The organism is Hymenobacter psoromatis (assembly GCA_001596155.1).
GTDB lineage: Bacteria > Bacteroidota > Bacteroidia > Cytophagales > Hymenobacteraceae > Hymenobacter.
The window spans coordinates 2,519,538-2,540,949 of the sequence record CP014771.1; the positions used below are offsets into that span (position 1 = coordinate 2,519,538).

The following is a 21,412-nucleotide window of genomic DNA, read 5'->3' on the forward strand; positions in this document are numbered from 1 at the left end:
CGATACGGCCGGGACCGACCGGCCCGCCTACCCCCTCCATAACGCCGGGACCGACCGGCACCCTTGGTTTCACCTGGTTGAGAGCCACTGCGATAAGCAGTGGCTTTATTGTTTTAAAGAGGGGGTAAGGCTAGTCGTAGGACTGGTCGAGAAAGATGTGGGCGACCCGGCCTTGCTGGTCGTATTGAATCTCGTACAGCACATCCAGTACCTGGCCCTTCGCGGTTTTCATATGGCCGAAACTGATGGCATTGTAGTTCAGGTTACGGGACTTACCAGGCTGATAGGCAACGCGAAAGGTGCCGAAGGCAAGCGGCACCTTGGCGGCCGGCGGCATCTTGGGCAGCACCGAGCCTACGTGGAAGCCCGCCGCACCGGGTCGGCCCACAGTAAGGCGTGCGTCATTTAGCTGGACCAAGTCCAGTATATCATGCGTAAAATCGAGCTTGTTGCTACCGTAGTGCAGGACGGTGGCCCAGGCGTTTTCCGTTTCGGCGTAGTAGCGGCTGGTTTTGGTGGGCGGCCCGAGTAGCTGGATAACCCGGCTTTTGCTGTCGCCTAAACTCACTATGCGCTGGCTACTACTGCCGCTCAGCCGCAGCCCGAAGTTGCTGTCGGCTACATCCTGTGCCCGCGCTACCAGCGTAGCACCCAGCAATGCACCAGCCAGGAAAAATGAATGCATCCAGTTAGTCATAACTCGCAAGGTTTTATTCGGCAGCAAGTTAAGCAGAAACTACACCAGTCCCCTACCCCCTAAGAAAACAGCGGAATCAGCAAAATGAACCCGACCAGCAGGCTCACCAGCAGCCAGCCGATGACCTGGCCCCGGTAGCGGCGCGGCAGGCGGTTGCTGAGCACCAGCACCGCGGCGAGCACCAGCGCCAGGTGCAGCACCAGGAAGGTCACCGTCTTCACCCAGTTGCTGACAATGGTGTTATTGGGCTGGTACTGGTTCGATTCGCCCAGGCCGGAGGTGAGGAAACGCAGCAAATAAAAAGCCGCCGTTTCAAAAGCCACGTAGCAGCCCAAGCCGGCCAGCAGCGCCAGAGGTCCCGATTTTTCGCGCAGCTCAGCCATCAAGTAAGTGGGTAAGTGAGTAATACGGTTGTCATTGCGAGCGAAGCGCGGCAATCGCACCCGCACGATACCCGCGCCGGTCGTTCGTCCATCGTTCTGAGGCGATTGCCGCGCTTCGCTCGCAATGACAACCGTATTACTCACTTACCTCATGGCAAAGGCCGGCCCAGCGCCTCGGCGGTGCGCAGGCGCACATATAGGTCTTCGACCTTGGCCCGCGCCCAGGCTGTGCGCCGCAAAAACGTGAGGCTGGATTTGATGCTGGGGTCTGAGGCGAAGCAGTTGAGCTTCAGGCGCGCATCGAGGCCGGCAAAGCCGTAGTGCGCCACGAGGTAGTCGAGGATGGCGGCGAGCGTCACGCCGTGCAGCTCGCGGATGAGGTGGCCGTTGGCGTCGTGGGCGTCGGGCATAAGCAGCTGTCAAAAAGGAACCGGAAGTGAAGGGCTCAGCTTTAAGAGTGCAAGCTACGGCCCCGGTCGGCATACGCAAAGCGGTCTGCCATGCGTTATTTTTGGCTTCTACCCCGTGCCCATGCCTGCCCTACCCCTGCCTATTGCCCCGGCCACCGCGCCGCCCCCGGCCCCGCGCCGGGCCTGGCGGCGCTGGGTACTGGCCGGGCTGCTGCTGGGGCTGCTGGGCGGCGGGGCCTACTACCTGCGCCATGAGCGCCAACTCAACCGCTACGCGCGGCGCACCTGGGCCACGTTCACCACGCGCTACCTCACGGGCCGCGAAAGCACGCCGCTGCTGGCCGGCTACTCGGTGCATGGCATCGACGTTTCGACCTACCAGGGCCGCATCGACTGGCCCGAGGTGGCCCGGCAGCGGGTGCGGTTTGCGTTTATCAAGGCCAGCGAGGGTGCCACGCTGCGCGACGCGCGCTTTGGGCGCAACTGGCGCGAGGCGCGGGCGGCGGGTATTCTCAGCGGGGCTTACCACTATTTTCAACCCAACCGCGACGGCGGCGACCAGGCCCGCTTATTTATCGCCACGGTGCCGCTGCGGCCCGGCGACCTGCCGCCGGTGCTCGACGTGGAGACCCCGCGCTTTCACGACGTGGCCGAGATGCGCCTTGAAATCCACCAGTGGCTTGATGCCGTGGAAGCTCACTACAAGGTGCGGCCCATTCTGTATTCCAACTACACGTTCTACCGCCACTACCTGGCCGGGCACTTCGACGACTACCCCCTCTGGCTGGCCCACTACGAGGTGGAGCGCCCCGCACTGCCCGCCAGCCGTTGGATAATTTGGCAGCACTCCGACGAAGCCTACGTGCCTGGCATCCGGGGCACCGTCGATTTCAACGTTTTTCAGGGTAGCTACGAGGCGTTGTTGGCCCTGCGCGTGGCTCCTCCGCCTGCTCCGCCGCCCGCGGCGCGCCCTACCCCCCAAAAAACCGCCCGGCCCGGCAGCTTTCGCAAGCTGCTGAACCGGGCGGCCCAACTGGTGGAACGCTAAGGCGTGGACCTACATTTTGGTCTTCATCTTCTCGTCGGCCATTTTGCCTTTCTTCATCTTGTGCTCCGACATCTTGCCTTCTTTCATCTTGTCCTTTTTCATCTTGCCGTCCATCATTTTGCCATCAGCCATTTTGCCGTCGGCCATCTTGCCATCCTGCGTGGGAGCGGGGGTAGTCTGGGCATGAGCGGTGAGGAAAAAGCCCGAAAGAGCAAGACCAGCGACGAGTTTCAACGTGTTTTTCATGGGAAGTTGGAAATTAAAAAAGTGGGGTAGGGAATGATTCCGTCAGAAAGATGAGCTTTTATTCTGAGATGGCGCGTGAATATTAAATGAATATCCGAATTATGTACAAATTCTTCTCCAGCGCTTACAGCAAAAGTTTCTTAGTGAGCATCTTATTAGGATTGCTCTCGGCGTGCGGCGGCAGCAAATCTGCGTTCACGCAATCGGGTCAGGGCTCGTACTACGCCGACAAGTTCGCGGGCCGGGCCACTACCAGCGGGGTGCCCTACCGCCCCGGCCAGCTCACGGCGGCCCACAACACGCTGCCCTTCGGCACCCGAATCAAAGTCACCAATATGCGCAACGGCCGCTCGGTGAAAGTAGTCGTCAACGACCGCGGGCCGCACGTGAAGGGCCGCATCGTGGACGTGTCGAAGCGCGCCGCCCGCAAGCTCGGCCTCATCGAGGCCGGCGTGGTGCCCGTGCAGCTCAAAGTGGTGCGGGCCGCGCCGGCCGGCAAAGGCCAGCGCTAGCGCCTACCCCTCCCAAAAAAAACGGCCCCCGCCGCGAGGCAGAGGCCGCTGAGTGCCATCTTCGCGGTATGAACATCCGCAAACGTATTACCTGGAGCCCGCCCGCCGAAGCGGGCAACCGCTTTGCCGCCCTCGATAGCTTCGTGCGCGCCGCCGAAGACGAGGACTGGACCGAGCACGAAATCCAATTCGTCATCACCGAAGTGGTGGAGGCCGAAAACGACGCGGCCGGCCTGGAAGTACTCGCCAGCTACTGCCGAACCTAGCGGCCGGCTTTGGCCTTGGCTTTGGCAGCTTCTTTCTCGGCTTTGGCGCGCTCTTTTTCTACTTTTTCGCGGGCCTTTTCCATTTCCTTACGCTTGCCGGGGTGCTTGAGGTCGTAGGCCACCAGCTTGCGCACGCTGTCGGCTTCTATTATTTCGCGCTTGCTGGTGAGGCGGCCGGTGAGCGATACGTAGTCGCCATCGGCCAGCTGGGAGGTTACGCCTTCTATGTTGGTTACCTGGCCTTTAGTGGTAATGAGCGTGCCATTGAGCAGACGCTTGTCTTGCTCGATGGGCGCGGTCAAGCCCAGCTCGGTCAGCACCACGCGGCCTTTATCCATCGTGAGGCCATCCTTAGCCATCACGCCACTGGTGCGGGCGCGCGTGGGGGCCGCGCCCGTGCGGCGCGGGGCCACCACGCGGCGCGGCGCGAGCACCCGGCGAGCCGCGCCGGGCACAGCAGGCGAAGTAGTAGTTTGGCCCGGTTGGACGGCGGCGGCTGGGGTCTGCGCCCGGCTTTCTTGCGCGAGCAGTACGATGCCCGCCAGCAGCAAGGTGTGCATAACTAGTTTCATCGGCATAAATTAAGAATAGAAAAAAAGTACCCTTACGTAGAATAACTCCTTGAAAATCGTGCCGAATGCTTAACCTTCCGCTTTCATCGCTAACTGCGATTCGGACCACCCGGCTTCTGCTTAGCTACGCCGGCAAATTTCTGGCCATAATGCAAAAATACCCTTAACCCGCTATTTCTCGTAAACTAACGTGTCCTCCGACATTGGCGTTCCACTATTTCTTCATTTTCTCTGCCGTTCCGCACCTGTTGCCGACCACATAGCGCCTCTGCGTCTGCCAGAGCCTAATTTTGGTCTCCTTAGCAGCCACGGCAGTGACAGTGGCATCGCATTCTCTACTTTTCCGCATCCCTACCCCCACTCCAATGGATTATAAGGATTATTATAAAATCCTGGGCGTCGAAAAAAACGCTACTACTGAGCAAATCAAAAAGGCTTACCGTAAGCTTGCTCGCCAGTATCACCCCGACGTGAACCCCAATAACCCCACCGCCGAGCAGAAATTCAAGGAAGCCAATGAGGCCAACGAAGTGCTTTCAGACTCCGAAAAGCGCCAGAAATACGACCAGATGGGTGCCGACTACCAGCGTTACCAGCAGGCCGGCGGCGGGCGCGGGCCAGGCGGGGCGGGTGCCGGGGCGGGCGGCTTCGACTGGAGCCAGTATGGGCAGGGCGGCTCCGGCGGCTTTGGGGGGGGTAGCCAGTTTGGCGGCGGGGGCGAAGACTTCTCCGACTTCTTCAGCTCGCTGTTTGGCGGCGGGGGTGGCGGTGGGCGCGGCAGCCGGCCCGGCGCGGGCTCCGACTACCAGGCCGAGCTGGAGCTGAGTCTGGAAGAAGCCTACGCGGGCGGCCCGCGCACTATCACGGTCAATGGCAAGAACTTACGCATCACTATTCAGCTGGGGGTAGCCGATGGCCAGACCATCCGGCTGCGCGACCAGGGCGGCCCCGGCCGCAACGGCGGCCCGAGCGGCGCGCTGCTCATCACGTTCCGCATCTTGCCCGATGCCCGCTACGCCCGCACCGGCGACGACCTCACCCAGGATGTGCCCGTGTCGCTGTATCGCGCCTTGCTCGGCGGCGAGCAAACCGTGGAAACGCTGGGCGGCCCGGTCAAAATCAAGCTCAAGCCCGAAACGGTCAACGGCAGCCGGCTGCGCCTGCGCGGCAAGGGCTTCCCGGTGTATCGGCAGGAGGGCCAGCACGGCGACCTCTACTTGCGCCTGAACGTGCAGCTGCCCACGGGCCTCAGCGACGAGGAGCGCGACCTCATCGGGCAGCTCGCCAAGCTGCGCGATGAGGAATAGCCTAGCTTCTTACCCCCTATCAGCTGGCTGGTTGGCGGGGGGTAGCACTTAGTAATCCCTTCTTCCTCTATCTCTTATCAACTAGCACTAACCTTCCCACTCATGGAAACGCACGTATTGCTGCTCACCTTTCAGGAATGTGACATCCGCTACGGGCTGGGCCGCGCCGAGCTGCACCAGTTCGTGGAGCTGGGCCTGTTGCGGCCTGCCTCGGCCCCCGAAACCATTGAGGTAGAAGAGCCGGATGAGGTGCTACCCCGCCTGGCGCGCCTGCACCACGGCCTGGGCCTGGCCCCCGAAGCCATCGACCTGGTGCTGCTCATGCGCCAGCGCCTGCTGGGCCTGCAAGCCGCCCTGGCCCGCGAAACTTCCCGCGCCCGCCAGCTCGAAGACTTCCTGCGCGGCACCGGACCGGTGATTAATGACTAATGATTAATGTCATTCTACTGACTGATGTTACGCCACGGGGAGTAGCGCGAACTTTGTAGTTCGCGTCCCCGCGCCGTTAGAATGGTTTTAACGGCGCGGGGACGCGAACTACAAACTTCGCGCTACTCCCCTTCGCCATCTCGAATAAGATAGGGCGTAACAGCAGTTACTGATATGACCGACATTAGTCACTTGTCATTAGTCAATAGTCATCAATCATTACCCCACTGCCAGCCCCAGCAGCAGGCCGCCCAGCGTGGCCCCCAGCTTGGGCCAGTTGAGGCGGTGCTCGGGGCTGGTTTCAAATAGAATAGTGGTGGAAACGTGCAGAAACGTGCCCGCCACGAAGCCCAGCAGCGATGCGTACACGCCGCTGCCCAGCAGCTGCCGCAGCACCACGTAGTTGCTGAATATCAGCCCGGCGGGCGAGGCCAGCGCAAACAGCAGCAGCCACGGCCACACCCGCCCAAACGAGCCCAGCCGCAGCCGCAGCAGCGTAGCCAGCGCCACTGCGGCCGGCACGTGGTGCAGCGCGATACCCAGTACCAAGGCGTAAAAATGCTGGTCAACCGCGCCGCTTCCCGCCCCGCGCACCAGGATGCTGCCTTCTAGCAGCGAATGCACTACCAGCGCCAGCACCAGCAGCAGCGGCACGCGGCCGCGCTCGGTGGGGGTAGGGGCATGCACATGGCCGTGCTCAACACCCTGCGACACCACTTCCAGCAGCAACTGCCCGAAGAAGCCAGCCAGCATCCAGTAGCCAATGTGCTGCGGCGCGGTAGGCAACAGCAACATCGCCTCGGGCAGCAGGTGCGTGAGGGTGAGCGTAAACAGGTATGCCCCGCTAAAAGCCAGCAAAGGCTTGAGCCACTGCGTAGTGCGGCTAGTCGGCACAACGCCTACCAGCCCGCCGGCACCCAGCACCGTGGCCGCCAGCAAAAATATTGCAATCCACATAGAGTAACGAAACAGCGGGCTTGCAGCAATGTTGCAATAAATATTGCAACATTGCTGCAAGCCCGCTCAACGGGTTGCCGCCAGGGTAGTTACTGACGAGCGCCGGCCTGGCCCTTAGCACTGTCGGTGGCCGGCGTGCCTTTCTTGGCTTTGCCATCCTTAATGGCCGTGCCTTCTTGAGTATCAGCCGACATAACGCCGCCCGGCGCGGGCGGGGCATGTTCATCAAGCACCGTAGCCGAATTTACCGGCTCGGAGATTGCGCCGCCTTTGGCTTCGTTGGGAGCACCGGCAGTGCCCTGGTCAAAATTGTCGGTAGGGCGCGTGCCGGGCGCAATCAGGTCTAGCGACACTTTTTTGTCGGGGCGCCAGTCGGAGGGCTCACTGCTGCACGAGGCGAGCAACACCACGGCGGCCGGGGCCAGGTAGGAAAGCAGCTTTTTCATACGAGTTAAAAAATTCTTACGGAAACAAAAAGAGTTGAAATCAACTGCCTGTTGTACGCACGGCACGCGCCTTAGGCGGCCGGCACGTCGGAAGGCAGCAAACCTTTGCGGCGCAGCAGCGCCTCAAACAGCTTGCGGTCGTTGTCATTATTAAACAAGCGCAGGGGCAAATGTAGAAACACCGGCACGTCGAACGTGCTGGCTATCCAGCGGCGCCAGGGTGCCAGCTCGGCGGGCGGCGCGGCGGGCTTCAGGTACAGCAGGTAGGCGTCGGGGTCGCGGCGCACGCGGCCAATCTGGTCCCAGGGCAGCGCCATTGCCTTCTGTTCGCTCTGGCGCATAATGAGTTGGCGCTGGTCGGCCTCGTAGTTCATGCGCTCAAACAGCGGCTTGCTCTGCTCCATCTGCGTCACGCCCGACACCAGCGACGAGCGCACCAGCACAAACAGCAGCGCGAGCACCATCGCCAGCAAAACCCACCACCACGAATGCCAGATAATGGCCGGCAGCAGCCCCACCGCAAACGGAATAAGGGCGTACCACCACTCCTTGCGCCACACTTCGGCCATCGCGATGCGGGTGTAGGTGTTGGGGTCAAACTGGTATTTCTTGGTTTTAATAGTGCCCGGCATGGACTGCTGCACCTGCTGCTGGCGGTAACCGCCGCCACCACGTTGATTGGGATTATTCATAAATCGCGGATTTAACGGATTGCGCGGATTCGGACGGCGCTTGCTTTAGCTGTTTTATACATTATTAGTGCGTCGGTTTTTTGTAGTGCTGGCGAGGGTTTCTTAGCCCTTCTATTTTCATTATCAATAACTTCGTAACAAGGAATCCGCTCTTTTGTCAAAGCCCTCCTGTTTCACCCACCAACTCCCTACCCCCCTCGCGCCGCCTGAATCCGCGAAATCCGCGCTATCTGCTAAATCCGCGATTTAGTAGGCTTTCAGGCTTAAATCCAGGATATTGGCCGAGTGCGTGAGGGCGCCGACCGAGATGAAATCGACGCCCGTGGCGGCTACTTCGGCCAGGGTCTGCTCCGTGATGCCGCCGCTGGCTTCCAGCGGCACGCGGCCGGCCACCAGGGCCACGGCCTCGCGCAGCTGGGCGGGCGGCATGTTGTCGAGCATAATGCGCTGGATGCCGCCGGCATCCAGGGCCTGCTGCACTTCGGCCAACGTACGGGTTTCCAGCACGATGGGCAGCTCGCGGCCCGTGCGGCGCAGGTAGTCGTGGGTGGCCGCGATGGCCGCCCCTACCCCCCCCGCGTAGTCTACATGGTTGTCCTTGAGCATAATCATGTCAAACAGCCCGTAGCGGTGGTTCACGCCGCCGCCGATGAGCACCGCCCACTTCTCGCACAGCCGGAAGTTGGGCGTCGTCTTGCGGGTGTCGAGCAGGCGGGCGCTGGTGCCGGCCAGCAGGCTGCTGAGCTGCGCCGTGTAGGTGGCGATGCCGCTCATGCGCTGCATGCAGTTGAGCACCAGGCGCTCAGCCGTCAGAATGCTGCGCGCCGGACCTTCGACCGTGAAGGCCAGGTCGCCGCGGCGCACGCGGGCCCCGTCTTCAAGTAAAATGTGCAGGGTAAGGGCCGGGTCAACTTCCCGAAAAATAAGCTGGGCCAGCTGCACGCCGGCCAATACGCCCTCGTCCTTCACCAGCAGGTGGGCGCGGTTGCGCGCATCGGCCGGAATGGCAGCCAGTGCCGAATGGTCACCGTCGCCCACGTCTTCGGCCAGGGCCGTGCGAATAAACGTGGTGAGGGCGGCGGGCGTGAGGTAAGGGGCGGTAATGGCTGACACCTTGCAAAGGTACGCCGCCCGGCCGGCGCATAAAAAACCCGGCTGCGGGGAGGCAGCCGGGTTGCAGGGAAGTTATTCTTTTGTAAAGTCCAGCTTGTCTATCGTCGGAGTGCTTTGCTTGGGCTTGAGCTTGATAAACACCTGATAGTTACCGGTTTTTCCAACGTAATGGCCTACTGCATAAGGAATTCCATCATTGCTGGCACCCTGATGCACGATGTCAAAGCTGGTGGGCGGGTTCTTGGTAAAGAAGTCTTTCATCACCAACTCGGTCTGCGTAGCATTGTAACTATGCTGGTCACCATCGAAGCCAACCTCTACCGACGGCCCCAGGTACTGGGCTAAATTTCGCGAAGAGCCACTGGAAATAGCGGAGCGAACGGCGGCCAATTGGTCTGCGCTTTGCGCTTTCGCACTCCCTGCGAAGGCGAGCAGCAGCCACCCGAATAAGAATACTTTAGTAAGAATTATTTTCATAAAAACGAGCTTCGCGAGCAGGTCGGAGGCGCTTAACTAGGCTTAAGCTAAAACTATGCCAGTAGAAGACAATTTGTAGACTTTCTGACGCTCCGGGAAAAGCACCCAACCTACTACGGTTGGCGGGCGCTTTAGGGTACGGGGCGTACTTTTGTCCCCATGAACAAGCAGGTCCTATTAGTTATTCTGGATGGGTGGGGAATTGCCCCAAACGTAGAGGTTTCGGCCGTTGACAAAGCACAGACGCCTTATTTTCACGAGTTATCGCAGCGCTTTCCGCACAGCACGCTCCAGGCCTCGGGCGAGGCGGTAGGGCTGCCCGATGGCCAGATGGGCAATTCGGAAGTGGGCCACATGAACATTGGCGCGGGCCGCGTGGTGGACCAGGAGCTGGTGCGCATCGCCAAAGCCATTCGGGAGCGCAAGCTGGGCCAGGTGCCCGCCCTGAAAGAAGCGCTGGAATACGCCAAGCAGAACACTAAAGCCGTTCATCTCATTGGCTTGCTGTCCGATGGCGGCGTGCATTCGCACATCGACCACGTAAAAGCGCTCTGCACCATCGCCCACGAGGCCGACGTGCGCAACGTATTCGTGCACGCCTTCACCGATGGGCGCGACACCGACCCCAAGAGCGGCGTGCACTTCGTGAACGAGCTGGAGAAATACAACGACCAGGAGCGCACGGGGGCCAAAATCGCCTCCATCGTGGGGCGCTACTACGCGATGGACCGCGACCAGCGCTGGGAGCGCGTCAAAATCGCCTATGACCTGCTGGTGAATGGGGTAGGGACACCCTCGCAGAACTTGATTCAAAGCATTCAGGAGCAATACAAAGATGGCGTTACGGATGAGTTTCTGAAACCCATCGTGAAAGTGGGCGCCGACGGGCAACCGCTGGCTACCATTGAGGAGGGCGACGTGGTGCTGTGCTTCAACTTCCGCACCGACCGGGGCCGCGAAATCACGGAGGCGCTCACGCAGCAGGATTTCCACGCCTACCAGATGCACCGCCTGAACCTGCGCTACCTCACCATGACGATGTATGACGCCACGTTCTTGGGCGTGACGCCGATTTTTGAGAAGGACAACCTCGATAACACCCTGGGCCAGGTGCTGGCGGCGCACGGCAAGACCCAGATTCGGATGGCCGAAACGGAGAAATATCCGCACGTGACCTTCTTCTTTTCGGGGGGTAGGGAAAAGGAATTTGACGGTGAAACGCGGATTATGCGGGCCTCGCCTAAGGTGGCGACCTACGACCTCGCCCCCGAAATGAGCGCCTACGAGCTGCGCGATGCCCTGGTGCCCGAGCTGCAAGCCAAGTCGGCTGATTTTGTGGTCATCAACTTCGCCAACCCCGACATGGTGGGCCACACCGGCGTGTTTGAGGCCGTGATAAAGGCCGTGGAAACCGCCGACGCCTGCGCTCACGACGTGGTAGAAGCCGCCCTGGCGGCCGGCTACGCTACCATCGTCATTGCCGACCACGGCAACGCTGAGTTTATGCGCAACGCCGACGGCTCGCCCAACACCGCGCACACGACCAACCTGGTTCCCTGCATCTTAGCCGACCACGACTACCGCGGCACCCTGGCCGATGGCAAGCTTGGCGACATCGCGCCGACCATCCTCGCGCTGATGGGCGTGCCCCAGCCCGCCGACATGACCGGCCTAAGCCTGCTGCGCCCCAGCGCGGGCTAGGCGGAACAAAACGGCCGTATTGGAACGTCATTCCAAGCTTGCCGAGGAATCTCGCACGGGCCGTTCGGGTCTCGCTCAACAACGCGGGCGAGATTTCTCGGCAAGCCCGGAATGACGTTTTTAGGTGTCCCTCACTGCGTGACAAGTCTAAAATGAGTTGTAGAGCTGGTTTTTATTTTTGGAGTATGGCCGCGCTGGCCCTGCTGGGCGGCTGCACCGACGGCCCTACCCCCGCCGAACCGGCCGCACCCGGCGCGCCCCACCCCAGCGGCCCGTATTTCGATATGCGGGGCCTGCTCGATGCGCAGGTGCGCCAGCTCACGGCCCGCCACCCTGGCGTGGAGAAGCAGGTGAGCCTGCGCGGCGGCCCGCTCGAAACCGTGCGCGTGCCCCAGGTAAAGTGGGCCGACGAGCTCCAGATTTTTTACCAGGCCGACATCAACAAAGCCGCCCTGCACGGAGCCTACGCCGTGGATTCGGTGAACCTGCCGGGCGGCGTGATGCGCCACATCTACCGCCTGCTGCCTGGCCACGACAACGCCCCGGTGCTGCGCCTCGACGTGCTGAGTGTCAATGGCCTACCCCAGCACATTCAGGCCACGCTGCGGCAGGACAATGCCCTGTTTTTTGGCCAGAAAGACCTGCGCCTGCACCTGCAAGATGGCCAGCTGAGCCAGTACAGCGCCAGCGGCGTGCAAAAGCTGGTGCTGTTCGACTCACTGCGCTACCGCTCGGCGGCCCGCGTGCTGTAGCGCGAACTTTCCAGTTCGTGCGCGAGCATAGCGAGCAGGCGGGGCCACGCGGCGCGAACGGCGATGCTCGCGGCGCTCGCGCACGAACTGGAAAGTTCGCGCTACTCGCCTAGTAGCGTGGCTACTACCCAGCGGCGGCCGCCGTGGCGGCGATGCTCACCCAGACACAGGCCCTGCCAGGTGCCCAATAGCAGCCGGCCATCGGCAATGGGCACCGTGACGGAGGTGCCCAGCAGGGCGGCTTTGAGGTGAGCCGTCATATCGTCGGGGCCTTCCAGGGTGTGCTGGAAATACGCGGCATTATCGGGCGCGAGGCGGCGGAAATACTCCTGAAAGTCGCGCCGCACGGTGGGGTCGGCGTTTTCGGTGATAAACAAGCTCGCCGACGTGTGCTGAAGGCAGAAGTTGGCGGTGCCCACGCGCATGGCTTCCAACTCGGGCAATTCGCTCAGCAGCAAGTCAGTGATGAGGTGAAAACCCTCGGCCACGGCCGGCAGGCGCAAGCGTTTTTGAATGAAGCGCATGATGGTGCTTGGGAGTTGGTGCTTGGGAATATTCGAACGGCCCAAGCACTACGCACCAAGCACCAAAAACCTACTTGGTGGTTTCGTAGGCGCCCAGGTCGGGGGTAGCAGCGTTGCGGGGCAGGTTGAGCAGGTCGCGCGGCACGAAGGGGGGTAGGGCCTTGCCAAGAGCGGGCGAGCCGGGTGCCAGGCGGTAGTCGTTGCTGCTGGCCGTGTTGACGCGCACAAACTTGGGGTCCACGTTCAGGATGTTATTCAGGCCCGCCTTGGCCAGGCCGGGCTTGCCAGCGGCGTCGGTGGCGGCTTTGTAGAACTGGGTTTTCAGCAGTGAATTTTGAATAACTACGCCACTACCATAGTCCTTGTAATGCTGCAACAGCAGCTCGTCGTCAATCGAGCCCCACACGATGGAATTAGTTAGCGACAGCGAGAGGGGGTAGGACAGCGTGGAGTCGAGGGCCGACGTGTTGGTGAGCGTCAGCGAGGACGTTTGGCGCACCGCCGACACGGCCGGGTAGTTGGCAATCGTGCAGTAATTCAGCGCGTAGTCGCCGCCGCCATAGCCTAGCAGCGCGTATTCATAGCAATCACTAAACAGCGTGTTTTCGAGCGTCGCCTTGCCCGACAAGCTCAGCACGCCCGCGCCCGGCAGGCCGGTGTTGCTGGCCATGCCGGCGAAGCCTACCCCATTGCCCGAGATGTAGCGAATCACCGAGTTCTGGATGGTCACGTCGGGCCGCGGGCTCAGGTTTTTCAGGTTATAGAGCAGAATACCAAACGTGGAGTTCTGGATGAGGGCGTAGCGAATGACGTTGCCGCGGCTGGCCGCGTCGAGCACGATGCCCGTCCACTGCCCCGGCGCGGTGGCGTATTGCGCCTCGCCGCTGCGGTCGCCGGCAAAGCGCACGATGTTGGCGTTGCCGGCTTTCACCGTATCGGTGGCAGCGGTGCCGGGCGCGTAGGTGCTGTTTACCAACAAAGTACCTTCCACGACGAGTGCGGCCCCGGCGTGGGCGTAGATGCGGGTGCCGGGCTCGATGGTCAGCTTGCAAGTGGCCGGCACCACTACCGTATTATAGAGCACGTGCGGCCGGTCGTTGGTCCACACGGCATTGCAGGGTAGGGTTACGCCATCATGCAGGTAGATATTTTGCCCAAACGAGCGCAATAGCACGTGCTGGCTCTGGCCGTTGGTGCTGAAATTCAGGTTTTCCTGCACCACAAAATCCTTGGCCAGGCCGTTCTGGCCATTATCCTTGAGCTGGGCACGCACCAGGATGAGCAGGCTGTCCTGGCCCCGGATATAGATGCCGGTGGCCGCCTGCTTCAGGTCGCCGTTGATAATCAGCGTGTAGGGCGAAGTGGCCGGATTATCAAGGCTAATGAGGGCCACGTTCACCGCCTTGGGGTTGCGGTTATACACCCACAGGCGTTTCGTGACGGTGCGAATGGTGGTAAAAACCGTGTCAAACTTCACCGTATCGGCCGAAAAGACCAGGCTGCCGGTGGTTTGCAGCTCTTCCTCGCGCGGCTTGCAGCCGGGCAGCGCCACGCTAAGCGCGCCGCTGATGAATAAAAGCAGGGGTAGTAACTGTCTGAACCACGGATTCATGCGGATTTTTCGGATTAGTCGGATTTTGGGGACGTTAGCGGACGCAAGCGTGCGTGCGCAGGCCGCCGCCAGTAAACTTGCTACCCAACGGCAAAAGGCGTAATGACTTATAAAAAGCCGGAAGAATCGTCCCCAAAATCCGACTAATCCGAAAAATCCGCATGAATCCGTGGTTCAGACAAGTTTACGCCACGCCCACTTTCAGGCGCTCGGCGCTTTCGGCCAGGCGCAGCTGCTCCACGAAATCGTCGATGTTGCCGTCCATCACGTTGGGCAGGTTATGCACGGTGTAGCCGATGCGGTGGTCCGTGACGCGGCCCTGCGGGTAGTTGTAGGTGCGGATTTTATCCGAGCGGTCACCGCTGCCAATCATGCCTTTGCGGATGGCGCCTTCGGCCTCGTTTTTCTTGGCCAGCTCGATTTCGAAGATGCGCGAGCGCAACACGGCCAGCGCCTTGTCGAAGTTTTTGAGCTGTGATTTCTGGTCCTGGCACTGAGCCACGATGCCGCTCGGGATGTGCGTAAGGCGCACGGCCGAGTAGGTCGTGTTTACTGACTGCCCGCCGGGGCCGCTCGACATGAACAAGTCCTTGCGGATGTCATTCATATCCAGGTCGATATCGAATTCCTCGGCCTCCGGCATCACCACGATGGAGGCTACGGAAGTGTGGATGCGGCCCTGGGTTTCGGTAGCCGGCACGCGCTGCACGCGGTGCACGCCCGACTCGAATTTGAGCTTGCCATAGACGTCCTCGCCCTTCACGGCCAGCACAATTTCCTTGTAGCCGCCGGCGGTGCCGTCCATCGCGTCCACCAATTCCATTTTCCAGCCCTGCTTTTCGGCAAAGCGCAGGTACATGCGCTGCAAGTCGCCGGCAAAAAGCGAGGCTTCGTCGCCGCCCGCGCCGGCCCGGATTTCCATAATTACGTCCTTCGAGTCGTTGGGGTCCTTCGGAATTAACAATTCCTTGATAGCCACCTCCATGCGGTCGGCTTCGGGCACCAGCTCGTCGAGCTCGGCCTTGGCCATTTCGCGGAAGTCCTCGTCCTTTTCGGTCGATACTACCTGGCGCGCACCTTCTATATTGCTGAGCACCTGTTGGTAAGCCCGGTAGGCCGTCACGATTTTGCCCAGTTCTTTAAATTCTTTATTCAGGCCCTTGAAGCGCTTCATGTCGCTCATCACCTCGGGCTGCATGAGCTCGTGGTTCACGTTATCGTAGCGCTCGCGGATGGCTTCGAGTTTATCCAGCATTTTGTGGTCGAAAAAAATAGTCAGTAGTTTGCAAAGATACGGTTGAGTAACACCGTCCTTTGAGTTCCTGGTTTCCTACCCAAGCAGGAAGCCGCCTGTCATGGCGAGCTTGCGAAGCAATCGCACCAGAACGAGTCGTTCTGGTGCGATTGCTTCGCAAGCTCGCCATGACAATTGCTATTCATCAGCACCTTAGCTACATGCAAGTTTTGAAGTTCGGGGGCACATCGGTGGCCTCCGCCGAAAACATCGGAAAAGTTATTGCCATCGTGACGCGCGCGCTGGCCCAGGGACCAGTGATGCTGGTGGTGTCGGCGCTGGGCGGCACCACCGATGCGCTCATTCAGGCCGGCCGCGCGGCGGCCAGCGGCAACGAGAGCTTCCGCCAAACGTTGCGCCAGCTCGAAGCCCGTCACCTCACCGCCACCGAGGTGCTGCTCCCTACCCCCCCCGCGCAGGCCGATATTCAGCCCTGGCTCACCGCCCAATTCGCGGAGCTGGCCTTGCTGGCCGACGGCATTTTTGCCCTGGGCGAACTGTCGCCGCGCACCCTGGACCGGTTGATGAGCTACGGCGAATTGCTGTCGTCGCGCATCGTGGTAGCCGCGTTTCAGGCGCGGGGCGTGGCCGCCGCCTGGGCCGATAGCCGGCAGCTCATCCGCACCAACTCGCGCTTCGGCATGGCGCAGGTGGACGAGGCCGTAACTGGCGAGCAGGTGCTTGATTTTCAAGGACAAACCGCTGATAATCTGTGGGTAGCGCCCGGCTTCATCGCCGCCGATGCCGAGGGCCACACCACCACGCTGGGCCGGGGCGGCTCCGACTACACGGCGGCCATTCTAGCGGCAGCCTTAAACGCCGAGAAGCTCGAAATCTGGACCGACGTGAGCGGGATGCTCACCGCCGACCCGCGCCTGGTGCGCTCGGCGCGGCCAATTGCGCGCATCAGCTACGAGGAGGCGATGGAGCTGTCGCACTTCGGGGCCAAGGTGCTGTACGCGCCCACGGTGCAGCCGGTGCGCCAGCGCGGCATTCCGATGTGGATTAAAAACACCTTTGCGCCAAGTGATTACGGCACGCTGGTGGAAGTATCGCCGCCGCCCAGCCTGGGGGTAGTGCGCGGCTTATCGAGCATCGGTCACCTGGCGCTGCTCAACCTGGAAGGCAGCGGTATGGTGGGCGTGCCGGGCTTTTCGGCGCGGCTGTTCGCGGCGCTGGCGCGGGCGCGCATCAACGTGGTGCTCATCACCCAAAGCTCTTCCGAACATAGCATTTGCGTGGGCGTGAGCGAGGGCGACGTGCCCACCGCGCAGGGGGTAGTAAATGAGGAGTTTGGGGCCGAGATAACGGCGGGCCGGCTGGAGCCGCTGCGGCCCGAAACCGGGCTGGCGATAGTGGCGCTGGTGGGCGACAACATGCGCAACCATCCCGGCATCAGTGGGCGCTTGTTTAGTGCGCTGGGGCACAATGGGGTGAATATCCGGGCCATCGCGCAGGGTGCGAGCGAACGTAATATCTCCACCGTGATTCGGGCCGACGACGTGCGCAAGGCCATCAACGTGCTGCACGAGGAGTTTTTTGAGGCGACGTATAAACAGGTCAATCTCTTTATTTTAGGTCCCGGCAACGTGGGTGGCAAGCTGCTGGGCCAGTTGGCGCAGCAGCAAGCGTATTTGCGCGAAAAGCTGGGCCTCGACCTGCGCGTGGTGGCCATTGCCAACAGCCGGCACTGCCTGGTGAGCGACGAAGGCGGCCTCGACCTGCGCACCTGGCCCGCCGACCTGGACGCCGCGCCGCGCCTGACGCTGGAAGAGTTTACCGAATTGATTATCAGCAAGAACCTGCGCAATTCCATCTTCGTGGACGTGACGGCCAACCCGGCCGCCGCCGGCCAGTACGCGCCGCTGCTGGCCAAAAGCATCGCCGTGGTGGCGTGTAATAAAGTGGCTGCTTCGGCCGACTACGCCAGCTACCGCCACCTCAAGCAATTGGCCCAGGATTTCAACACGAAATACCTGTTTGAAACCAACGTGGGCGCGGCCCTACCCGTCATCGGCACGCTCGGCGACCTCACGCGCAGCGGCGACGTGGTGCGCCGGATGCAGGCCGTGCTGTCGGGCACGCTCAACTTTGTATTTAACAATTACGACGGCTCGCGACCCTTTGCCGAGGTGGTGCGCCAGGCCCAGGACGAAGGCTATACCGAGCCCGACCCGCGCCTCGACCTCAACGGCTCGGACGTAGCCCGCAAAATCCTCATCCTGGCCCGCGAGGCCGGCCAGGCCCTGGAAATGAGCGACGTAGCCAACGCGAGCTTCCTACCCCCCTCCTGCCTCGACGGCGACGTGGCGGCCTTTTATGAACAGCTGGCGGTACACGAGCCGCACTTCCGCGCCCTCTACGACGCAGCCGCCAGCCAGGGCCAGCGCCTCAAGTTCGTGGCCCAGTACGCCGATAGGAAGGCTTCGGTGGGTTTGCAAGCTATCGCGCCCGGCCACGATTTGTACGAGCTGCGCGGCAAAGACAACGTGGTGCTTTTTTACACCGACCGCTACCCCGAGCAGCCGCTGGTGGTGAAGGGCGCGGGCGCCGGTGCCGAGGTCACGGCTAGCGGGGTTTTCGCCGATATTATTCGGGCAGCTCGCTTATAATCCCACTTCTGTCATGGCGAGCAACGCGAAGCAATCGCACCAGAACGTTACTGTTTGGGTGTCGTGCGGGTGCGATTGCTTCGCAGGCTCGCCATGACAGGCGATTTAGCATCTATTAATGACTCTCCCTTCCTCCGTCACCGTTCACGCGCCCGCTACCATTGCCAACGTGGGCTGCGGCTTCGACGTGCTGGGCCTGTGCCTCACCGCGCCCTACGACACCGTGCGCCTGACGCGGCGCGACCAGCCGGGCCTGGTAGTCAAGCATTTGGACGACTACGACCTGCCCACTGACCCCAATCGCAACGTGGCCGGCGCGGCGTTGCTGGCGTTTTTGCGCGCGGTGCCCGAGCCGCTGGGCTTTGAGGTCGAGATTACCAAGGGCATTCGGCCGGGCAGCGGCATCGGTAGCAGCGCGGCCAGCGCGGCGGGCGCGGTGGTGGCGGCCAACGCGCTGCTGGGCAACCGGTTTTCGCATAAAGAATTGATTGACATGGCGATGTATGGCGAGGCCGTGGCCTCGGGCGTGCGCCACGCCGACAACATCGCGCCCGCCATTTGCGGGGGCTTCACGCTGGTGCGGGCGGTGCAGCCGGTGCTCGATGTGGTGGCCCTACCCCCCCCGCCGCTGTGGGTGGCGGTGGTGCATCCGCAGTTTGAGGTGAGGACCAAAGAGGCCCGCGCCGTGCTGCCCACCAGCGTGCCGCTGAGCCTGGCCGTGCGGCAGTGGGCCAACGTGGGTGGCCTGGTGGCGGGCTTCCTCACCCACGATAATGAGCTGATTGCCCGCGCCCTGGAGGACTACATCGTGGAGCCGGCCCGCGCCTCGCTCATCCCCGGCCTGGGCGATGCCAAGCGGCTGGCGCTAGAAGCCGGCGCGCTGGGCGGCGGCATTTCGGGCTCGGGACCGTCGATTTTTATGCTCAATAAAGACGAGGCCACGGCCCACGCCGCCGCCGAGGCGCTGGGCAGCGTGTACCGCAAAATGGGCATTGATTTTCACCTGCACGTGGGGCCGATTGCGGGCCAGGGCGCGCGGGTGGTGGCCTAATGAGCGCCTCACCCCCCGGCCCCCTCTCCGAAAAAGAGAGGGGGAGCCTGCCGATTAACAGCTAAATATTCTTTTAACAAAGCGCGTTACCGTGGCTCCCCCTCTCCCTTTCGGAGAGGGGGCCGGGGGGTGAGGCGCCCCGCCAGCACAACCACTATGCAGTATTACAGCCTCAACCGCCAGTCGCCGCCCGTTGATTTTCGCACGGCTACCCTTGCCGGGCAGGCACCCGATGGCGGCCTGTACTTCCCCGCAAGCATTCCGCGGTTTTCGGCGGAATTTCTGCACTCCCTACCCCTGCTTGCGCGGGCCGACATCGCCTACGCCGTGATGCAGCCCTACGTGGGCGACGCGATTCCAGAAGAAGACCTGCGCCGCATCTGCGCCGAAACGGTGGATTTCGAGTTTCCGTTGGTGCCCATTACGGAGCGCATCGGGGCGCTGGAATTATTTCACGGGCCGACGCTGGCCTTTAAGGACGTGGGCGCGCGATTTATGAGCCGCTGCCTGGGCTATTTTTCGCGGGGTGAAAGCGCGGCCGTGACGGTGCTGGTGGCTACTTCCGGCGATACGGGCGGGGCCGTGGCGCACGGTTTTTTGGGCGTGCCGGGCGTGGAGGTCGTCATTCTCTACCCCTCGGGCAAGGTGAGCCCGCTGCAGGAATTGCAGCTCACCACGCTGGGTCAAAATATTACAGCTCTGGAGGTTAGCGGTAATTTTGATGACTGCCAGCGACTGGTGAAACAGGCATTTTTGGATGAGGAATTAACCAGCCGCCGCACGCTTACCTCAGCCAATAGCATTAATGTGGCGCGCTGGCTGCCGCAGCAGCTCTATTATTTGTTTGCGCTGCAACAGTGGGCGCTGGCCGCGCCGCCGGTTATCGCGGTGCCGAGCGGCAACTTTGGCAACCTGTGCGCGGGGTTGCTGGCCCACGCCTCGGGGCTGCCGGTGGGCCACTTTATCGCGGCCTGCAACGCCAACGACGCGGGCGCGGAGTATCTGCGCACGGCCGTTTTCACGCCCAAAACGGCAGTCCCTACCCTCTCCAACGCGATGGACGTGGGCCACCCCAGCAACTTCGTGCGCATCCTCGAACTGTTTGAGCACGAGCACGCTACCCTAAGCAAATTGCTGAGTGGTTATACGGTGAGCGATGCCGATACCAGCGCCACCATCCGGCGCGTGGAGGCAGCGCGCGGCTACCTGCTGGACCCACACGGCGCGGTGGCGTTTTTTGCGCTGGAAAATTACTTGCGGGAGCACCCGGCCGCCGCGGGCTTTCTGCTGGCCACGGCCCACCCGGTGAAATTCCCGGAGGTGGTGGAGCCGCTCATCGGGCGGAAGATTGAGCTGCCGGCCGCCCTGCGTTATTTACTGGAAAAGCCCAAGCACAGCGTTGCCTTACCGCCTACTTATGAGGCGCTGCGCGAGTGGCTGCTGAAGTAGTTTTAGTGTCATTGCGAGCGCAACGCGACAATCATATCAGAACGAGTCGTGCGGGTTTCGTTCCGGTGCGGATTGCTTCGCTTTGCTCGCAATGACAGGATAGGCCGCAACCTTCGCCGGCCCAAAGCAGTTGGCGCAGTATGGTTTTGTCGAGAATCAAGTTTTTCCTACCCCCCCTACTGGCGCTGGCCGCCTGCCGGCCCGACCAGGTGCGGCACTTGCCCGGCACCAAGCGAATAGCCGAGGAAACCGCTAATTGGGAGGCTATTCGCATCATGCCCAATGACTTGCTGCACGCCACGCGCTGGGCCGGCGACTCGCTCACGGCCTACGCCGACACGCTGTTGCGCCGCACCCTGGCCCGCGAGCTGAAAAAGGGCACGCTGCTACAAGCGGCCGCTTTTTGCCGTCCCCAGTCGTATCCGCAGGTCGATTCGATGGCGCGCAAGTGGCACGTCAACCCGCGCCGGGTCGAGTGGCAGGCCCCGACGGCCAGCGCCGCGCCGGCCGCCATTGCCGCTGCCGGCCTGCGGCCCGATACCATTCGCCTCATTGGCCGCCCGGCCGTCGATACGTTCTTCTACCAGCGGCCTATCACCCTGAGCAACAGCCTGTGCCTGCGCTGCCACGGCCAGCCGGGCCACGACCTGACACTGGCCGAAGCCAAGACCTTGCAGCAACAATACCCCGGCCTGAAAGCAGTGGGTAGGGAGCCGGGCCAGGTGCTCGGGGCCTGGCAGCTTACCCTGGACCGCAGCGGCGTGGCCGAGTTTTACACGATGAAAACGCGCAAAAAGTGGAAAGAGCACAAGATGCCGAAGTTATTTTAAGCTGATTATGAGCACTATCCAACCTGTTATTG

Annotated in this window: 24 protein-coding genes; 11 read left to right on the forward strand and 13 right to left on the reverse strand. The window is 61.8% G+C overall.

Translation table 11 applies throughout. The features are described 5' to 3' along the window. Positions 1 to 130: 130 nt before the first annotated feature. From A0257_10660 to A0257_10670, 3 genes are all read right to left on the reverse strand, one after another. The gene (locus A0257_10660; protein AMR27512.1) at positions 131 to 697 is read right to left on the reverse strand and encodes a hypothetical protein; all 567 of its coding nucleotides are present in this window, start codon (positions 695 to 697) and stop codon (positions 131 to 133) included. 59 nt (positions 698 to 756) lie between these two features. Beyond that, the gene (locus tag A0257_10665) at positions 757 to 1,080 is read right to left on the reverse strand and encodes a hypothetical protein (GenBank protein AMR27513.1); all 324 of its coding nucleotides are present in this window, start codon (positions 1,078 to 1,080) and stop codon (positions 757 to 759) included. A gap of 149 nt (positions 1,081 to 1,229) precedes the next feature. Continuing rightward, positions 1,230 to 1,490 carry a hypothetical protein gene (locus tag A0257_10670; GenBank protein ID AMR27514.1) on the reverse strand — a complete coding sequence of 87 codons (261 nt, stop codon included), beginning with the start codon at positions 1,488 to 1,490 and terminating at the stop codon, positions 1,230 to 1,232. A gap of 121 nt (positions 1,491 to 1,611) precedes the next feature. Between A0257_10670 and A0257_10675 the strand changes: the two genes are divergently transcribed. Beyond that, on the forward strand, positions 1,612 to 2,538 hold the full coding sequence (locus tag A0257_10675; GenBank protein ID AMR27515.1) for a hypothetical protein: 927 nt from the start codon (positions 1,612 to 1,614) through the stop codon (positions 2,536 to 2,538). Between the two features lie 9 nt (positions 2,539 to 2,547). On the opposite strand, the gene A0257_10680 is transcribed toward A0257_10675, so the two are convergent. Further along, the gene (locus A0257_10680) at positions 2,548 to 2,784 is read right to left on the reverse strand and encodes a hypothetical protein (protein AMR27516.1); all 237 of its coding nucleotides are present in this window, start codon (positions 2,782 to 2,784) and stop codon (positions 2,548 to 2,550) included. A gap of 101 nt (positions 2,785 to 2,885) precedes the next feature. Between A0257_10680 and A0257_10685 the strand changes: the two genes are divergently transcribed. Further along, positions 2,886 to 3,296, forward strand: coding sequence for a hypothetical protein (locus tag A0257_10685; GenBank protein ID AMR27517.1), 411 nt, complete (start codon positions 2,886 to 2,888; stop codon positions 3,294 to 3,296). A 68-nt stretch (positions 3,297 to 3,364) separates the two neighbouring features. Then, a complete protein-coding gene (locus tag A0257_10690; GenBank protein AMR27518.1) occupies positions 3,365 to 3,562 on the forward strand; it encodes a hypothetical protein in 198 nt (65 codons plus the stop codon). Here the strand turns inward: A0257_10690 and A0257_10695 are convergent. Continuing rightward, positions 3,559 to 4,122: a hypothetical protein gene (locus A0257_10695; GenBank protein AMR27519.1), complete on the reverse strand. Its 564-nt coding sequence runs from the start codon at positions 4,120 to 4,122 to the stop codon at positions 3,559 to 3,561. The genes A0257_10690 and A0257_10695 overlap by 4 nt on opposite strands. Before the next feature lie 377 nt (positions 4,123 to 4,499). On the opposite strand from A0257_10695, the gene A0257_10700 reads away from it, so the two are divergent. Together A0257_10700 and A0257_10705 are read left to right on the forward strand one after the other, a co-directional pair. Further along, positions 4,500 to 5,441, forward strand: coding sequence for a molecular chaperone DnaJ (locus tag A0257_10700; protein ID AMR27520.1), 942 nt, complete (start codon positions 4,500 to 4,502; stop codon positions 5,439 to 5,441). A gap of 102 nt (positions 5,442 to 5,543) precedes the next feature. Next, the gene (locus tag A0257_10705; protein AMR27521.1) at positions 5,544 to 5,870 is read left to right on the forward strand and encodes a hypothetical protein; all 327 of its coding nucleotides are present in this window, start codon (positions 5,544 to 5,546) and stop codon (positions 5,868 to 5,870) included. Positions 5,871 to 6,089: 219 nt separating this feature from the next. On the opposite strand, the gene A0257_10710 is transcribed toward A0257_10705, so the two are convergent. The 5 genes from A0257_10710 to A0257_10730 form a co-directional block, all read right to left on the reverse strand. Further along, positions 6,090 to 6,827: a zinc/iron permease gene (locus A0257_10710; GenBank protein AMR27522.1), complete on the reverse strand. Its 738-nt coding sequence runs from the start codon at positions 6,825 to 6,827 to the stop codon at positions 6,090 to 6,092. Positions 6,828 to 6,916: 89 nt separating this feature from the next. Next, complete coding sequence (locus tag A0257_10715; GenBank protein AMR27523.1) at positions 6,917 to 7,273, reverse strand: hypothetical protein; 357 nt, start codon at positions 7,271 to 7,273, stop codon at positions 6,917 to 6,919. A 71-nt stretch (positions 7,274 to 7,344) separates the two neighbouring features. Then, positions 7,345 to 7,965 (reverse strand): hypothetical protein, encoded by a 621-nt coding sequence (locus tag A0257_10720; protein ID AMR27524.1) that lies wholly within the window; start codon positions 7,963 to 7,965, stop codon positions 7,345 to 7,347. Between the two features lie 246 nt (positions 7,966 to 8,211). After that, positions 8,212 to 9,069 (reverse strand): nicotinate-nucleotide diphosphorylase (carboxylating), encoded by an 858-nt coding sequence (locus tag A0257_10725; protein ID AMR29718.1) that lies wholly within the window; start codon positions 9,067 to 9,069, stop codon positions 8,212 to 8,214. A gap of 81 nt (positions 9,070 to 9,150) precedes the next feature. Further along, positions 9,151 to 9,555, reverse strand: a complete 405-nt coding sequence (locus A0257_10730; protein AMR27525.1) for a hypothetical protein — start codon at positions 9,553 to 9,555, stop codon at positions 9,151 to 9,153. 159 nt (positions 9,556 to 9,714) lie between these two features. Between A0257_10730 and A0257_10735 the strand changes: the two genes are divergently transcribed. Both A0257_10735 and A0257_10740 read left to right on the forward strand, forming a co-directional pair. Beyond that, positions 9,715 to 11,256, forward strand: a complete 1,542-nt coding sequence (locus A0257_10735; GenBank protein AMR27526.1) for a 2,3-bisphosphoglycerate-independent phosphoglycerate mutase — start codon at positions 9,715 to 9,717, stop codon at positions 11,254 to 11,256. A 185-nt stretch (positions 11,257 to 11,441) separates the two neighbouring features. Beyond that, on the forward strand, positions 11,442 to 12,008 hold the full coding sequence (locus A0257_10740; protein ID AMR27527.1) for a hypothetical protein: 567 nt from the start codon (positions 11,442 to 11,444) through the stop codon (positions 12,006 to 12,008). 101 nt (positions 12,009 to 12,109) lie between these two features. Here the strand turns inward: A0257_10740 and A0257_10745 are convergent, their stop codons facing one another. The 3 genes from A0257_10745 to A0257_10755 all read right to left on the reverse strand — a co-directional run bounded on the left by A0257_10745 (position 12,110) and on the right by A0257_10755 (position 15,399). Then, positions 12,110 to 12,532, reverse strand: coding sequence for a hypothetical protein (locus A0257_10745; GenBank protein ID AMR27528.1), 423 nt, complete (start codon positions 12,530 to 12,532; stop codon positions 12,110 to 12,112). Between the two features lie 70 nt (positions 12,533 to 12,602). Beyond that, positions 12,603 to 14,084 (reverse strand): hypothetical protein, encoded by a 1,482-nt coding sequence (locus A0257_10750; GenBank protein AMR27529.1) that lies wholly within the window; start codon positions 14,082 to 14,084, stop codon positions 12,603 to 12,605. Between the two features lie 244 nt (positions 14,085 to 14,328). Next, the gene (locus A0257_10755; GenBank protein AMR27530.1) at positions 14,329 to 15,399 is read right to left on the reverse strand and encodes a peptide chain release factor 1; all 1,071 of its coding nucleotides are present in this window, start codon (positions 15,397 to 15,399) and stop codon (positions 14,329 to 14,331) included. 200 nt (positions 15,400 to 15,599) lie between these two features. Between A0257_10755 and A0257_10760 the strand changes: the two genes are divergently transcribed. From A0257_10760 to A0257_10775, 4 genes are all read left to right on the forward strand, one after another. Continuing rightward, positions 15,600 to 18,050, forward strand: coding sequence for a bifunctional aspartokinase I/homoserine dehydrogenase I (locus tag A0257_10760; protein AMR29719.1), 2,451 nt, complete (start codon positions 15,600 to 15,602; stop codon positions 18,048 to 18,050). Positions 18,051 to 18,168: 118 nt separating this feature from the next. Next, positions 18,169 to 19,101, forward strand: coding sequence for a homoserine kinase (locus A0257_10765; protein AMR27531.1), 933 nt, complete (start codon positions 18,169 to 18,171; stop codon positions 19,099 to 19,101). Between the two features lie 156 nt (positions 19,102 to 19,257). Next, positions 19,258 to 20,550 (forward strand): threonine synthase, encoded by a 1,293-nt coding sequence (locus A0257_10770; protein ID AMR29720.1) that lies wholly within the window; start codon positions 19,258 to 19,260, stop codon positions 20,548 to 20,550. A 140-nt stretch (positions 20,551 to 20,690) separates the two neighbouring features. Beyond that, the gene (locus tag A0257_10775; GenBank protein AMR27532.1) at positions 20,691 to 21,380 is read left to right on the forward strand and encodes a hypothetical protein; all 690 of its coding nucleotides are present in this window, start codon (positions 20,691 to 20,693) and stop codon (positions 21,378 to 21,380) included. Positions 21,381 to 21,412 lie beyond the last annotated feature (32 nt).

Excerpts from the sequence above, each read along its gene's own strand:
- A0257_10660 (AMR27512.1), bottom strand. The coding sequence starts at position 697 with ATGACTAACTGGATGCATTCATTTTTCCTGGCTGGTGCATTGCTGGGT.
- A0257_10665 (AMR27513.1), bottom strand. The coding sequence starts at position 1,080 with ATGGCTGAGCTGCGCGAAAAATCGGGACCTCTGGCGCTGCTGGCCGGC.
- A0257_10670 (AMR27514.1), bottom strand. The coding sequence starts at position 1,490 with ATGCCCGACGCCCACGACGCCAACGGCCACCTCATCCGCGAGCTGCAC.
- A0257_10675 (AMR27515.1), top strand. The coding sequence starts at position 1,612 with ATGCCTGCCCTACCCCTGCCTATTGCCCCGGCCACCGCGCCGCCCCCG.
- A0257_10680 (AMR27516.1), bottom strand. The coding sequence starts at position 2,784 with ATGAAAAACACGTTGAAACTCGTCGCTGGTCTTGCTCTTTCGGGCTTT.
- A0257_10685 (AMR27517.1), top strand. The coding sequence starts at position 2,886 with ATGTACAAATTCTTCTCCAGCGCTTACAGCAAAAGTTTCTTAGTGAGC.
- A0257_10690 (AMR27518.1), top strand. The coding sequence starts at position 3,365 with ATGAACATCCGCAAACGTATTACCTGGAGCCCGCCCGCCGAAGCGGGC.
- A0257_10695 (AMR27519.1), bottom strand. The coding sequence starts at position 4,122 with ATGCACACCTTGCTGCTGGCGGGCATCGTACTGCTCGCGCAAGAAAGC.
- A0257_10700 (AMR27520.1), top strand. The coding sequence starts at position 4,500 with ATGGATTATAAGGATTATTATAAAATCCTGGGCGTCGAAAAAAACGCT.
- A0257_10705 (AMR27521.1), top strand. The coding sequence starts at position 5,544 with ATGGAAACGCACGTATTGCTGCTCACCTTTCAGGAATGTGACATCCGC.
- A0257_10710 (AMR27522.1), bottom strand. The coding sequence starts at position 6,827 with ATGTGGATTGCAATATTTTTGCTGGCGGCCACGGTGCTGGGTGCCGGC.
- A0257_10715 (AMR27523.1), bottom strand. The coding sequence starts at position 7,273 with ATGAAAAAGCTGCTTTCCTACCTGGCCCCGGCCGCCGTGGTGTTGCTC.
- A0257_10720 (AMR27524.1), bottom strand. The coding sequence starts at position 7,965 with ATGAATAATCCCAATCAACGTGGTGGCGGCGGTTACCGCCAGCAGCAG.
- A0257_10730 (AMR27525.1), bottom strand. The coding sequence starts at position 9,555 with ATGAAAATAATTCTTACTAAAGTATTCTTATTCGGGTGGCTGCTGCTC.
- A0257_10735 (AMR27526.1), top strand. The coding sequence starts at position 9,715 with ATGAACAAGCAGGTCCTATTAGTTATTCTGGATGGGTGGGGAATTGCC.
- A0257_10740 (AMR27527.1), top strand. The coding sequence starts at position 11,442 with ATGGCCGCGCTGGCCCTGCTGGGCGGCTGCACCGACGGCCCTACCCCC.
- A0257_10745 (AMR27528.1), bottom strand. The coding sequence starts at position 12,532 with ATGCGCTTCATTCAAAAACGCTTGCGCCTGCCGGCCGTGGCCGAGGGT.
- A0257_10755 (AMR27530.1), bottom strand. The coding sequence starts at position 15,399 with ATGCTGGATAAACTCGAAGCCATCCGCGAGCGCTACGATAACGTGAAC.
- A0257_10760 (AMR29719.1), top strand. The coding sequence starts at position 15,600 with ATGCAAGTTTTGAAGTTCGGGGGCACATCGGTGGCCTCCGCCGAAAAC.
- A0257_10765 (AMR27531.1), top strand. The coding sequence starts at position 18,169 with ATGACTCTCCCTTCCTCCGTCACCGTTCACGCGCCCGCTACCATTGCC.
- A0257_10770 (AMR29720.1), top strand. The coding sequence starts at position 19,258 with ATGCAGTATTACAGCCTCAACCGCCAGTCGCCGCCCGTTGATTTTCGC.
- A0257_10775 (AMR27532.1), top strand. The coding sequence starts at position 20,691 with ATGGTTTTGTCGAGAATCAAGTTTTTCCTACCCCCCCTACTGGCGCTG.